Here is a 13378-nt window from a genome sequence, read left to right as displayed (position 1 = left end):
GTTCAGGACTCCGGTTCCGGGCGCGGGGCACGGGTGGCCGCGGCGGCGGCGCGGACCTGCGGCGCCACCTGCACGACCTGGCCGAGCACACCGTTCACGAACGACGGCGAGTCGTCGGTGGACAGCTCCTTGGCCAGTTCCACCGCCTCGTCGACCGCGACCACCGGCGGAACGTCGGTGGCGTGGAACAACTCCCACACCGCGATCCGCAGGATCGCCCGGTCGACGGCGGGCAGCCGCTGCAGGGTCCAGTCCTGCAGGTAGGACTCGATGGTGCCGTCGACCCGGTCCAGGTCGTCGGCGACACCCTCGACCAGGGTGTTGGTGTAGGCGTGCACGGGCGCAACGCTCTGGTCGCGAGTGGCGAGCTCGGCCCGATCCGAGAGCAGGTCCGAGACGTCGACGTCGCGCGCCTCCGCCTCGAACAGCAGGTCGACCGCCCGGCGGCGCGCCTTGTGGCGCGCGCCCAGCTTCTTGAACGAGCCCTTCTTCTCTGCCGGGGAATCCGTCACGATCAGCCGTTTACGCGGCCGAGGTAGTTGCCGTCGCGCGAGTCGATCTTCAGCTTGTCACCGGTGTTGATGAACAGCGGGACCTGCACCTCGGCGCCGGTTTCCAGGGTGGCGGGCTTGGTGCCGCCGGTGGAGCGGTCACCCTGCAGGCCGATGTCGGTGTGCTGCACGACCAGCTCGATGGTGACGGGGAGCTCGACGAACAGCGGCGCGTCCTCGTGCACGGCCACCTGCACGCCCATGTTCTCCAGCAGGAAACGCGCACCGTCACCGATGGTGGCCTCCGCGATGGAGATCTGGTCGTAGGTGTCACCGTCCATGAAGATGTAGTCGGTGCCGTCGTGGTACAGGTAGGTCATGTCGCGACGGTCGACGGTCGCGGTCTCGACCTTGACACCCGCGTTGAAGGTCTTGTCGACAACCTTGCCGGACACGACGTTCTTCAGCTTGGTCCGCACGAACGCGGGGCCTTTGCCCGGCTTCACGTGCTGGAATTCGACGATCTGCTGGAGCTGACCGTCGATCTTCAGCACAAGGCCGTTCTTGAAGTCGCTGGTGTCCGCCACTGTTCTCGGATCTCCTAGTTCGTTTACTGCGGTCTGGGGCGCCGCCGTCACGCGACGACGGTCAGGTCCTTGCTGGTGTGGGTGAGCAGTTCCGGGCCCCCTTCGCGCACCACGAGCGTGTCCTCGATCCGGACCCCGCCGCGGCCGGGAAGGTACACACCAGGTTCGACGGTCACCGCCACGCCAGCAAGAAGTGTACCGGTACTCGTTTTCGCGACTCCGGGCGCTTCGTGGATCTGCAGCCCGACCCCGTGTCCGAGCCCGTGCACGAACTGCGGGCCGTAGCCCGCGTCCTCGATGACCACCCGGGCGGCGGCGTCCACCTCGGCGGTCCCCGCCCCCGGTTTCAGCGCGTCCCGGCCCGCCTGCTGTGAGCGGGCGACCAGTTCGTAGATCTCGCGCTGCCAGGCCGCGGGCTCGCCGAGCAGCAGGGTGCGGGTCATGTCGGAGTGGTAGCCGTCGACGACCGCGCCGAAGTCCAGCTTCACGAAATCGCCGGTGGCGAGCACGGCACCGGTCGGGCGGTGATGCGGGACCGCGGAGTTCTGGCCCGCGGCGACGATCGTCTCGAACGAGATGGCCTCGGCGCCGTGTTCGAACATCGCCCATTCGAGGTCGCGGGCGACCTGACGTTCGGTGCGGCCGGGCCGCAGCAGACCGCGCTCGAGCAGCGTCGCCAGACCGGCGTCGGCGGCCGCGCAGGCGGCGCGCAGCTGTTCGACCTCGTAGCGGTCCTTGACCATGCGCAGCTGTTCGACCAGCCCGGGGACGGCAACCAGTTGCAGCCCGGTGCGCAGCTCTTGGAACGCCTTGTGTTCGGCGACGGTCACCACGTGGCTCTCGAAGCCGACCCGGCCCAGCTGCCATTCCCCGGCCAGCTCGAGGATGCGGCGCGCGGTGGCCCGGGAGATCTCGGCCCGCAGATCGGGCACCTGCGCGGCCACCTGGGCCGAATAGCGGCCGTCGGTCCCGATGACGGTGCGGTCCTCGGCGCCGCGCATGTCCCACGAGTGCACCAGCAGGACGGCATTGGATCCGGTGAATCCGGTCAGGTAGCGGATGTTGACCAGATCGGTCACCAACAGCGCGTCGACGCCGTTCTCCACCAGCAGGCTCCGGAGGGCACCACGGCGCGCGGCGTGGTCGGGACCCGGGTAATCAGCACACATGGGTCAACGCTACCGCTCGACGCGCGACACGTCGGCACCGAACGCGGGAGTTTTCCCACGACGACCGCGACTGGACACGACGTTGTCCACATGTCGCGAAGTTGTCCACAATCGCGGCCGTGGCCTCGTTTCGACGATCGCGGCCCAGCACGATCGATGCCATGACCACTGCCGCGTTCTGCCTGCTCATCGCCTGGTGCCTACTGCTCGGCGTCATCGACATCCATGCCCGTCGACTGCCCAATGCCCTGACCGGTGTCGGCGCCGCCGCCGTATTCCTCTATGCCGTGTCCACAGGGCAGCTGGGCACGGCGGTGATCGGCGCCGCCCTGCTGACGATGCCCTACCTGGTCGCCCACCTGGTCGCCCCCGCCGCGCTCGGCGCCGGTGACGTGAAGCTGGCGGTCGGGCTCGGCGCCGCCGCGGCACTGGCCGGGCCGCCCGCCTGGACGTGGGCCGCGATCGCCGCACCACTGCTCACCGCGGCCGCCGCGATCCTGCTGCTCGCCCGGCACCACCTGTGGGCGGCGCTCGGCCGTACCGTGCGCCGGGCACGACCGGCTCGACGCCTCGTTCCGCACGGTCCGGCCATGTGCCTGGCCACGGTGACCGCGATGGCGCTGGCATGACCGGCGCCACGACGCGCCGGGCCGATCACCTGCTCGTCGCCGGGGTCGCGGGGTCGGCACCGACCGGCTCGACGTGGCCGGATCGGGGCGGTGGCCGCCATCGCGCGGCCCGGCGTGGTGCCGACGTGCCGCTCGTCACGTCGGACCACGTGCCCGACTTCGCGCGTCGACATGGGAAGATGGTCGGCGTGTTGCGCTGGATAACCGCCGGAGAATCCCATGGTCCCGCTCTCGTCGCCCTCCTGGAAGGGATGGTCGCCGGAGTCGAGGTGACATCGGACGATGTCTCCGCACAGCTCGCGCGCCGTCGGCTCGGTTACGGGCGCGGCGCCCGGATGAAGTTCGAGGCCGACAAGGTCACCCTGGTCGGCGGGGTTCGCCACGGCCGCACCATGGGTGGTCCGGTCGCCATCGAGGTCGCCAACTCCGAGTGGCCCAAGTGGACCGAGGTGATGTCGGCCGACCCGGTCGACGAGGCCGCGCTGGCCGGAATGGCGCGCAACGCGCCGCTGACCCGTCCGCGCCCCGGTCACGCCGACTACTCGGGCATGCTCAAGTACGGCTTCGACGATGCCCGCCCCGTGCTGGAGCGGGCCAGTGCCCGCGAGACCGCGGCCCGCGTCGCCGCCGGTACCGTCGCCAGGAACTTCCTGCGCCAGGCCTTCGGCGTCGAGGTGATCTCGCACGTGATCTCGATCGGCACCGCGGCCAACACCACCGGTGTCACGCCGGGTGGGGGCGATCTCGACGCTATCGACGCCAGCCCGGTTCGCGCGTTCGACGCCGAGGCCGAGGCGGCGATGATCGCCGAGATCGAGGCGGCCAAGAAGGACGGCGACACCCTCGGCGGCGTCGTCGAGGTGGTCGTGGACGGCCTGCCCATCGGGCTCGGTTCGTTCACCAGCGGCGAGCAGCGGCTCGATTCGCGTCTGGCCGCGGCCCTGATGGGCATCCAGGCCATCAAGGGTGTCGAGGTGGGCGACGGATTCGAGACCGCGCGCCGCCGCGGCAGCCTCGCGCACGACGAGATGCGTCCCGGTCCCGACGGTGTGCTGCGCTCGACCAACCGCGCGGGCGGCCTCGAAGGCGGCATGACCAACGGTGAGGCGCTGCGCGTGCGCGCGGCGATGAAGCCGATCTCGACCGTGCCGCGCGCGCTGGCGACGGTCGACATGTCCAGTGGCGAGGAAGCCGTCGCCATCCACCAGCGCTCCGATGTGTGCGCGGTACCCGCGGCCGCCGTGGTCGCGGAGTCGATGGTGGCGCTCGTGGTGGCCCAGGCCGCCCTGGAGAAGTTCGGCGGCGATTCGCTGGCCGAGACCGTCGACAACATCACCAGTTACGTCAAGCGGATCGGCAGCCGCCCGCACGTGCCCGCGGACAGCCGTACGCCGTGACCGGGCAGGGGCAGGAGGGGGCCGCGGAGGACACCGACGCGGGCCCCTCATCGACGACCGTCGAATCCGGTGCGGAGGGCACCGGCGCCGACGGTGACGCGCGGATCGCGCCCCGAGCACGAGCGGTCCTGGTGGGACCGCCGGGGTCGGGGAAGTCGACGATCGGGCGCAAGCTGGCCAGGGAACTCGGGGTCGAGCTGTACGACACCGATGCCGGGATCGAGGCCGAGACCGGTCGCACCATCCCCGACATCTTCGCCACCGACGGCGAGCCGGAGTTCCGGCGGCTCGAGGAAGACGTCGTGCGACGCGCTGTCCTCGAACACGAGGGTGTCGTCTCGCTCGGCGGCGGTTCGGTGCTGTCCGCGCAGACCAGGGAGGTCTTGCGCGACGCGGTCGTCGTCTACCTGGAAATCAGTGTGGCCGAAGGCCTTCGGCGCACCGGATCGAGCACCGGCCGACCGCTGCTCAACGGCACCGACCCCGGCGCCAAGTACCGCGAACTCATGCGCATCCGGCGTCCGCTCTACCGCGAGGTCGCCACGGTGCGGGTACGCACCGATGGGCGCAGCCCGGGCCGGGTGGTGCGGATGATCCTGGCCAAGCTCGGCCTGGAGTCGGTGCGCACCGATCTGGAGGCCGAACGGGGCGGCGGCGCAGGCGGTTCCGGTGCGGCGGGTTCGGCGACGAGCAGGCCGGGCATCGGCAGCAATCGGTCGAGGGCCCGTCGGCGTGCCAGGGCGCGCGCCGCGGCCGCCCGGCGTGCGAACACCGAACAGACGGGGGCGCCCGCGACCGAACGTCAGCCCGGTGGCGATCGAACCCGTTCGGCCGCACCACGATCCGGCGGCGACGAGACCGCGCCCGGCGGCGACACCACATCGAGCGCCAAGACCACCGGCCCGGCGCAGGGTGAGACCAGCGGATCTCGATCGACAGGCGCCCGCCGATCCCGCCGGACCCGATCCCGCCGCGGCGGCGCACGCATCCGCTCGACCGCGGCGGCGAACCGGGACACCGACGGCCGGACAGGTGGTCGAGCGACCGGCAGCGAACGCGCCCCCGGCACCGACACCCCAGATCGTCCGGGGAGCAACCGAACCGGCGCCTCGGGCCCCAGCGGCAGCAACCGAACCGGCGCCTCGGAGCCCACCGCAGGCAACAGCGCGGGCACGTCGCAACCGGGCGGCGGCAACCGCCCCGGTTCGAATCAACCCGACACCGACCGCTCCGCCACCCAGGGCGATCGAGCGCGTCGCGGCAGGCCGCGCCGCCGCAGCGGCCGACGCAAGACCAACGACCAGAAAGAATCGGAGCAGCGCACGTGACAGAGCCGACCACCATTCAGGTCCGCACCGCAGATCCGTACCCGGTGATCATCGGCCGCGGGCTGCTCGGTGATCTCGTCGAGGCGGTCACCGCGGGCAATGCCGTGCGGACCGTGGCGATCTTCCATCAGCCGCCGCTGGCCGAGACCGCAGAGGCGGTACGAAAGGCCTTGGCCGACACCGGTGTCGACGCGCATCGGATCGAGATCCCCGATGCCGAGGACGGCAAGGATCTGGCCGTGGCCGGGTTCTGCTGGGAGGTGCTCGGGCGGATCGGGCTGACCCGCAACGACGCCGTGGTGAGCCTCGGCGGTGGCGCGGCCACCGACCTGGCCGGCTTCGTGGCCGCCACCTGGATGCGCGGGGTGCGCATCGTGCACGTGCCGACCACGCTGCTGGCGATGGTCGACGCGGCGGTCGGCGGCAAGACCGGCATCAACACCGAGGCGGGCAAGAACCTCGTCGGCAGTTTCCACGAGCCCAGCGCCGTGCTGGTCGACCTGGTGACGCTGGAGACGGTGCCGCGCAACGAGATCGTCGCGGGCATGGCCGAGATCATCAAGGCGGGCTTCATCGCCGATCCGGTGATCCTCGACCTCATCGAGCGCGATCCCGAGGCCGCGCTCGACCCCACCGGCGAGGTGCTGCCCGAACTGATCCGGCGCGCCATCCAGGTCAAGGCCGATGTGGTGGCCGCCGATCTCAAGGAATCGAACCTGCGCGAGATCCTGAACTACGGGCACACCCTCGGACATGCGGTGGAGCGGCGCGAGCGGTACCGCTGGCGCCACGGTGCGGCGGTCTCGGTCGGCCTGATGTTCGCCGCCGAACTGGGCCGTCTGGCCGGGCGGCTCGACGATGCCACCGCCGACCGGCACCGCAGCATCCTGGAGAGCGTCGGCCTGCCGGTCAGCTACGACGCCGACGCGCTGCCGCAGCTGATGGATGCCATGCAGACCGACAAGAAGACCCGCTCCGGTGTGCTGCGGTTCGTGATCCTCGACGGCCTCGCCAAGCCGGGCCGCCTCGAGGGACCCGACCCCAGCCTGCTGGCGGCCGCCTACTCGGCGATCGCCCGCGAGCAGACGCAGAGCGGCGGCGCGATCCTGCTCTGAGCAGGGCGGCCGTCGACGGTGAGGTCGGCGTCGGCACTCGTACGTCGGCGCCGATCGGTCGGCCCGGTGCGGTGTGGCCGGGCGCGCTGACTTCTTCGGTCCGCCGGCCGCTGCGACCATCGCCGCGGCGGGTTACTGCGCCGGAGCGAACTCCGGTTCGCTCACGGGCGCCGGGGCGGCCTTCGCGGGCCGTCCGGCGCGTGCGTGTCCGTAGCCCACGCCGGCGAGTGCGGGCAGGAAGATCAGCAGCATGATGAACGAGGCCGCGGAGGTCAGCTCGAAGAGCACGCCGCTGCCGCCGAGTTCGATCCCGGGGACGTAATCGAGGATCAGGCACACCGCCCCGCTGCCGAGGCCGGCGGCGATACCCGCGGCGAGCCAGCGGACCGTGAGGTCGGTGCCGGAGGTCGAGCGGGCATCGCGGATGCCCCAGGTGACCGCGACGGCGACGATCACGAGGAGGCAGGCGGCCCGCCACAGCGTGCCGTAGGTCGGCAACGACCCCATCAGCAGACCGAGCAGAACCCGCAGCACGACGACCAACGCGCCGAGACCGACGGCTCGTAACACCCAAGCGCTCATGGCCAACACCTTAACCCGGCAAAACTAGAACCGGTATCAATTCTGCGGATCGGCCGGGCACCGCGGCCGAGTCGCCGACGCGGAGCCGGGCGCGTCACGGCACCCAGAGGTCGTACCTACCGCTGCCGTCGTCGCGCGGCACGCATTGCGCCCGATCGCTCCACAGCGGCGCGTCCTTCAGACAGCTGGCCAGCGTGACGTTCGACGCCGACGGTACGCAGCGGAACCCCCACGTCGGCTGCGCCGAGGCGCAGCCATTCTGCGCCGCCGCCGATCCACCCACGACGATCGCCGACGCGGCGACCGACAACACGACGAACCCGATTCGACCGAACACGAGCCACCCCTCCCCTAGGTTGCGTTGGGCAACAGGGTAATACGGCGAGCACCGCCACGGAAGGGATCAGTCGAGCGCGGCCGCCATCGCCGCGCGCGGCGCGGGCTGCCCGGTGAACAGCTCGACCTGCCCATACGCCTGGTTCAACAGCATCTGCAGCCCACTGACCACCGTGTGCCCGGCCGCCTCGACCGCCTGGGCCAGCGGTGTCGGCCACGGGTTGTAGATGGCGTCGAGGACCACCGGAGCCGCTGACACCGGGCCCGCGACCACGGCTGCGGCCTCGGCGGGCACGGTGCTGACCACCGCTCCCGCGCGCGCGCAGACGGCGGCGAGTACCTGGGCGTCGAACCCGATCGTCGACACGGCCATGCCCAACCGCTCGGCGAGCTCGAGCGCGTCACGCGCCCGTCCGGCATCCCGCGCGACCACGGTGACCGACTCCGCGCCCAGTTCCGACAGGGCGAGCAGGGCGGGTCGTGCGGTGCCACCCGCGCCGAGGACCACGCCCTCGCCCACCCGGTCGACACCGCCACCGCGCAGCGCGCCGAGCACACCGTCGACATCGGTGCAGTCGGCCAGCCAACCCGCCTCGGTGCGCACCAGGGTGTTGGCGGAGCCGACCAGCACGGCCCGGTCGGTGCGCGCGTCCGCGTGGGCCAGCGCGGCTTCCTTGCCGGGCATGGTCACCGACAGTCCCACCCATTCGGGGCCGAGCCCGTCGACCAGCCCGGGCAGCTGTTCGGCCGAGCACTCGACGCGCTCATAGCTCCAGTCCAACCCGAGCGCGCGGTAGGCGGCCAGGTGCAGCTGTGGCGAGCGGGAGTGCGCGATCGGCTTGCCGAGTACCGCCGCCCTGCGCGCCTCAGCCACCGTAGGGCCGGGAGCTGTCGAGGATGCCGCTGCGCTGCGCCTGCGCGACCAGTCGCAGGTGCTCCTGGTAGTTCTCGGTGAACAGGGTGGTGCCGTCGTTGTCGACGGTGACGAAGTACAGCCACTCGCCGGGTTCCGGGTTCTCCATGGCCTGCAGCGCCTGCAGGGACGGCGCGGCGATCGGCGTCACGGGCAGGCCGTACATCGCGTAGGTGTTCCAGGCGGTGACCCGGGCGCGGTCGGCATTGGTGGTCGCCACCTCGGTGGTGTCCAGGGTGTAGTTCACCGTCGAGTCGAACTGCAGCATCTGTTCGACCTTCAGGCGGTTCGCGATCACCCTGGCCACTTTGCTCATGTCCTGGGGTTTGGCCTCACGCTCCACCAGGGAGGCGGCGACCAGCGTCTCGTACGGCGCCAGGCCCGTGGTGGCACCCGATTGCAGCAGTCCGGTCGACTCGTAGCGCGCCACACTGGCGGTGATCAGCTGCCGCAGGATCTGCTCCGGCGTGCCGCTGGGATCGAAATCCCAGGTCCCCGCCGCGATCAGGCCCTCCAGCTGCCGGTTCCGGTCCGGGGAGTCGCGCACGCCCTGCATCGCCCATTCGGGGACGCCGAGCGCGGCCAGGTCCGGGCTCGCGCCCGCGGCGTCGAGTTCCTCGTAGGTCACGCACTTCTGCTCCTCGCCGAAGCAGCTGGCCTGCGCGATCTTGCGGTAGATGCCCTCGTATCGCCCACCGGTGCCCACGTCATGCTTGTCGTGCAGCAAGCGGCCCTCGGACACGGTCACGTTCCCGACCCGCGACTTCCCGCCGACCAGCTTGGCGACGGCATCGGCGGCCGGGCTGTTCACCCCGACGGCGTAGAAGCCGGGCTGCACGCTGTTCATCGACGAATTCCGCACGGCCGCTTCGTAGAACGCCGCCGAACTGGCGACCACGCCCTTGTCCTTCATCTCCGTGGCGATCTGCGAGGCGGTGTCGCCCGGATGGACCGCGACCACGACGAGCGCCCCGGGCGGACCGGCGAAGTCCTCGGCCGGGGTCAGCCGGCCCATCAGCTTGTAGCCGGCGAATCCGGAAGCCGAGACGACCAGCAGCACGAACACTCCGGCGACGACCCACAGATTGCGACGGCGCCGTTTGCGCTCGGCTGCCTTGCGTGAGGCGATCCGCGACCGTTTGCCACGCCCTGACGAGCCCGCCTTGCCGCGACCGCCACGCTCACCCGCCGCCGCCTTGGCGCGGCCACCACGGTCACCGGCGGCCGCCTTGCCGCGACCGCCACGTTCGCCCGCCGGACGACCGGCGGCGCCGCGCTGTCCGACTCGACGCGGCGGCGCGGCCGGTGCCTGCTCGGGTTCGGGCTCCTCGACGAAGGCGTCGGCCTCCTCGTCGTAGCGCGGGATGACGTCGGTGCCGTAATCGTCGTCGTCCCAGTCGACGGGCTCGCCCGCCTGCTGTTCGTCGCCGTGCGCCGTGCGGGCATCGAGGCCCCAGTCGTCGCGCCGGGGGTAGCGCCGATCAGCTTCCCGCGCCCGGTAGCGTTCCTCGGCCCTTGCCCATCGGTCGGTCATGCATCATCTCCGACCACACTCGCCGCGTCTGCTGCGTGCTTCAACACCGAACTCCGCTCGTCCAACCATCCTTGCAGAATCGACACGGCTGCCGCCTGATCGATCACCTGCCGCTGGCCACGTGCGCGAACTCCGCTGTCGCGCAGCGCACGTGCAGCAGACACCGTAGTCAAACGTTCGTCGGAAAGGCGCACCGGAATCGGGTCGATCACCCGGCGCAACTGCCGGGCAAACTTCCTGGCGATACCGGCCGCGCTGCCGTTCTCACCGCGCAAGGTGCGTGGCAGACCGACGATAACCTCCACCGCCTCGTATTCCAGCACAATATCGGCAATTCTGGCGATGTCGGCGGGTGGACCGGCCGCGCGCGCACCGGACTTGGCGCGCGCGACCGTCTCCACGGGGGTGGCGAGGATCCCGTCGGGATCGCTGGAGGCGACCCCGATCCGGACACTGCCGACATCGATCGCGATCCGGCGTCCCCGGCCCGGGTCGGTCGCCGGATCCGGCCGGTCGGCCGGGTCCTGCTCAGGTGGTCCAGCGGTCTCCGGCATCAGGCGGCGAGTTCGGCCACCTGGGCACGGACCGCGGCCAGACCGGCCGGGATACCCGACGGATCCGAGCCGGAGCCCTGGGCCATCTCCGGTTTGCCGCCACCGCGACCGGCGATGCTCGGACCGAAACCGGCCACCAGATCACCGGCCTTGAAGCCGAGATCCTGGGCGGCCTTGTTCACGGTCACCACGAACGGCGCCTTGCCGTCGGCATTGCCGAGCAGCACGACCACGGCGGGCTCACTGCCGAAGCGGCCCCGGATGTCGGTGGCCAGGGTGCGCAGATCGCCCGCGTTGACGCCCTCGGGCGCGGCGGCGGCGACCAGCAGCACCGAGCCGACCCGCTCGGCCTGGTCGACGAACGTGCCCGCCGAGGACAGCACCGCGGCGATCTTGGTGCGCTCGAGTTCCTTCTCGGCCACCTTGAGCCGCTCCACGAGCTGCTCCACGCGCGCGGGCACCTCGTCGGAGGGCACCTTCAGCGAGGACGCGACACCGGCCAGCAGCGCGCGCTCCTTGGCCAGGTACTTGTAGGAGTCCAGGCCGACGAAGGCCTCGACGCGCCGCACACCCGAACCGATCGAGGACTCGCCCAGCAGGGTGATCGGGCCGATCTGCGAGGAGTGCTCGACGTGCGTACCGCCGCACAGCTCCATCGAGAACGGTCCGCCGATCTCCACGACGCGCACCTCGTCGCCGTAGTTCTCGCCGAACAGCGCCATCGCGCCCATTTCCTTGGCCTTGGGCAGATCGGTGACGAAGGTGTTCACCGGGAAGTCCGAGCCGACGGCGTCGTTGGAGACGGCCTCGATGTCGGCCTTCTGGGCCTCGCTCAGCGCGCCCTGCCAGTTGAAGTCGAAACGCAGGTAGCCCGGCTTGTTCAGCGAACCGGCCTGCACGGCGTTGGGGCCGAGGATCTGGCGCAGCGCGGCGTGCACCATGTGCGTGCCGGAGTGTCCCTGGGTGGCGCCGCGACGCCAGGCCGGATCGGCCTGGGCGAGCACCACATCGCCCTCGGTGATCTGGCCCTGCTCCACGGTGGCCTTGTGCACCCACACCTTCTTGGCGATCTTCTGCACGTCGTTGACGCGCAGCTTCAGCCCCGAGGCAGTGATGGTGCCGCGGTCGGCGATCTGGCCGCCGGACTCGGCGTAGAGCGGGCTGCGATCGAGGATGACCTCGACATCGGAACCGGCCTGCGCGACGGGCACCCGGACGCCGTCGGCGATCAGGGCCAGCACGTGCGCCTCGGAGGTGAGCTCGTCGAAACCGGTGAACTCGGTGGCACCGCGGTCGACCAGTTCCTTGTAGACGGTCAGGTCGGCGTGGGCGTGCTTGCGGGCCTGGGCGTCGTCCTTGGCGCGCTTGCGCTGCTCGGCCATGAGCGAGCGGAAACCGTCCTCGTCCACCGAAAGGCCCGCCTCGGCGGCCATTTCGAGGGTGAGGTCGATCGGGAAGCCGTAGGTGTCGTGCAGGGCGAAGGCGTCCGAGCCCGCGATCTGCTTGCCGCCCTTGGACTTCACCGCGGTGGCGGCGTTGTCGAAGAGGGTCTCACCGGTGTTGAGGGTCTTGAGGAAGGCGGTCTCCTCGCCGACCGCGACGGTCTCGATGCGGGCGAAGTCGGTGGCCAGCTCAGGGTAGGACGGGGCCATCAGCTCGGAGACGACCTTCATCAGCTCGGCCATCACCGGCTTCTCGGCACCGAGCAGACGGGCCGAGCGCACGATGCGGCGCAGCAGGCGGCGCAGGACGTAGCCGCGGCCGTCGTTGCCGGGGTTCACGCCGTCGGCGATGAGCATGGCCGAACTGCGCACGTGGTCGGCGATCACGCGGAAGCGCACGTCGTCGGCGTGCTCGACGCCGTAGGCGCGGCCGGTGAGCTGCTCGGCCTTGTCGATGATCGGACGCAGCAGGTCGGTCTCGTAGACGTTCTCCACGCCTTGGAGCAGCATGGCCACACGCTCGACGCCCATGCCGGTGTCGATGTTCTTGCGCGGCAGCGAGCCGATCGGCGGGAAGCCCAGCTTGGGGCTCTCGTCGCCGCGGATGTCCTGCATGAAGACGAGGTTCCAGATCTCGAGGTAGCGATCCTCGTCGGCGACCGGGCCGCCTTCCTTGCCGTAGGCGGGGCCGCGGTCGTAGTAGATCTCCGAACAGGGGCCACCGGGACCGGGCACGCCCATGTCCCAGTAGTTGTCCTTGCCGTCGCGGAACTGGATGCGTTCCTTCGGGATCCCGGCCACGCGATGCCAGATCTCGGCGGCCTCGGGGTCGGACTCGTAGGCGGTCACCCAGATGCGCTCGGGGTCGAAGCCGAAGCCGCCCTCTTCCTGCGGCTTGGAGATCAGCTCCCAGGCAAAGGTGATCGCGCCTTCCTTGAAGTAATCGCCGAAGGAGAAGTTGCCCGCCATCTGGAAGAACGTGTTGTGGCGGGTGGTGACGCCGACCTCGTCGATGTCACCGGTGCGCACGCACTTCTGCACGCTCGTGGCGCGCGCGTACGGCGGCGCCTCCTGACCCAGGAAATAGGGCTTGAACTGGACCATGCCTGCGTTGACGAACAGCAGGTTGGGGTCGGCCAGGATCAGCGAGGCACTGGGTACCTCGGTATGTCCGGCACGGACGAAATGGTCCAGGAAACGCCGTCTAATCTCGTGGGTCTGCACAGCTGACCAGCCTACCGCCTGCAATCCACCGGTTTTGCGCCGAGGCGGCCCGCAGGATGTGGCGGTGGCTACTTTCC

Annotated in this window: 12 protein-coding genes and 1 pseudogene; 4 read left to right on the top strand and 9 right to left on the bottom strand. The window is 70.6% G+C overall.

From position 1 onward, the window contains the following. Window positions 1-2 precede the first annotated feature (2 nt). From nusB to ACFVVM_RS02085, 3 genes are read right to left on the bottom strand one after another with little or no spacing between them, the layout of a single operon-like run. The gene (nusB, locus tag ACFVVM_RS02095; protein ID WP_387612111.1) at window positions 3-512 is read right to left on the bottom strand and encodes a transcription antitermination factor NusB; all 510 of its coding nucleotides are present in this window, start codon (window positions 510-512) and stop codon (window positions 3-5) included. A 2-nt stretch (window positions 513-514) separates the two neighbouring features. Continuing rightward, window positions 515-1078 carry an elongation factor P gene (gene efp, locus ACFVVM_RS02090; RefSeq protein ID WP_387612109.1) on the bottom strand — a complete coding sequence of 188 codons (564 nt, stop codon included), beginning with the start codon at window positions 1076-1078 and terminating at the stop codon, window positions 515-517. Window positions 1079-1125: 47 nt separating this feature from the next. Next, window positions 1126-2247, bottom strand: coding sequence for a M24 family metallopeptidase (locus tag ACFVVM_RS02085; protein WP_387612107.1), 1122 nt, complete (start codon window positions 2245-2247; stop codon window positions 1126-1128). Window positions 2248-2408: 161 nt separating this feature from the next. Between ACFVVM_RS02085 and ACFVVM_RS02080 the strand changes: the two genes are divergently transcribed. The 4 genes and pseudogenes from ACFVVM_RS02080 to aroB all read left to right on the top strand — a co-directional run bounded on the left by ACFVVM_RS02080 (window position 2409) and on the right by aroB (window position 6716). Next, window positions 2409-2876 (top strand): prepilin peptidase, encoded by a 468-nt coding sequence (locus ACFVVM_RS02080; RefSeq protein ID WP_387612106.1) that lies wholly within the window; start codon window positions 2409-2411, stop codon window positions 2874-2876. 188 nt (window positions 2877-3064) lie between these two features. Beyond that, complete coding sequence (gene aroC / locus ACFVVM_RS02075) at window positions 3065-4273, top strand: chorismate synthase (RefSeq protein ID WP_387616709.1); 1209 nt, start codon at window positions 3065-3067, stop codon at window positions 4271-4273. A gap of 104 nt (window positions 4274-4377) precedes the next feature. Continuing rightward, window positions 4378-4881 (top strand): annotated as a pseudogene (locus ACFVVM_RS02070) (shikimate kinase); the annotation flags it as partial. Between the two features lie 716 nt (window positions 4882-5597). After that, the gene (gene aroB / locus ACFVVM_RS02065; RefSeq protein WP_387612104.1) at window positions 5598-6716 is read left to right on the top strand and encodes a 3-dehydroquinate synthase; all 1119 of its coding nucleotides are present in this window, start codon (window positions 5598-5600) and stop codon (window positions 6714-6716) included. A gap of 132 nt (window positions 6717-6848) precedes the next feature. Here the strand turns inward: aroB and ACFVVM_RS02060 are convergent, their stop codons facing one another. From ACFVVM_RS02060 to alaS, 6 genes are all read right to left on the bottom strand, one after another. Then, entirely contained in the window at window positions 6849-7298 is a 450-nt protein-coding gene (locus ACFVVM_RS02060; protein WP_387612103.1) for a B-4DMT family transporter, read from the bottom strand. Between the two features lie 94 nt (window positions 7299-7392). Beyond that, complete coding sequence (locus tag ACFVVM_RS02055) at window positions 7393-7635, bottom strand: hypothetical protein (protein ID WP_387612101.1); 243 nt, start codon at window positions 7633-7635, stop codon at window positions 7393-7395. 66 nt (window positions 7636-7701) lie between these two features. Then, on the bottom strand, window positions 7702-8508 hold the full coding sequence (locus ACFVVM_RS02050) for a shikimate dehydrogenase (protein ID WP_387612099.1): 807 nt from the start codon (window positions 8506-8508) through the stop codon (window positions 7702-7704). Next, complete coding sequence (locus tag ACFVVM_RS02045) at window positions 8501-10081, bottom strand: endolytic transglycosylase MltG (RefSeq protein ID WP_387612097.1); 1581 nt, start codon at window positions 10079-10081, stop codon at window positions 8501-8503. Before ACFVVM_RS02045 ends, ACFVVM_RS02050 begins: the two co-directional genes overlap by 8 nt. Continuing rightward, window positions 10078-10635: a Holliday junction resolvase RuvX gene (gene ruvX / locus ACFVVM_RS02040; RefSeq protein ID WP_387612095.1), complete on the bottom strand. Its 558-nt coding sequence runs from the start codon at window positions 10633-10635 to the stop codon at window positions 10078-10080. The genes ACFVVM_RS02045 and ruvX overlap by 4 nt, the downstream gene beginning before the upstream one ends. Next, window positions 10635-13301, bottom strand: a complete 2667-nt coding sequence (alaS, locus tag ACFVVM_RS02035) for an alanine--tRNA ligase (RefSeq protein WP_387612094.1) — start codon at window positions 13299-13301, stop codon at window positions 10635-10637. The genes ruvX and alaS overlap by 1 nt, the downstream gene beginning before the upstream one ends. Window positions 13302-13378 lie beyond the last annotated feature (77 nt).

The sequence above is a fragment of the Nocardia sp. NPDC058176 genome, assembly GCF_042883805.1.
In the GTDB taxonomy this organism is placed as follows: Bacteria; Actinomycetota; Actinomycetes; order Mycobacteriales; family Mycobacteriaceae; genus Nocardia.
Note: the sequence above shows the minus strand (reverse complement) of the source record. Positions and strands in the feature narration are given on the sequence as shown.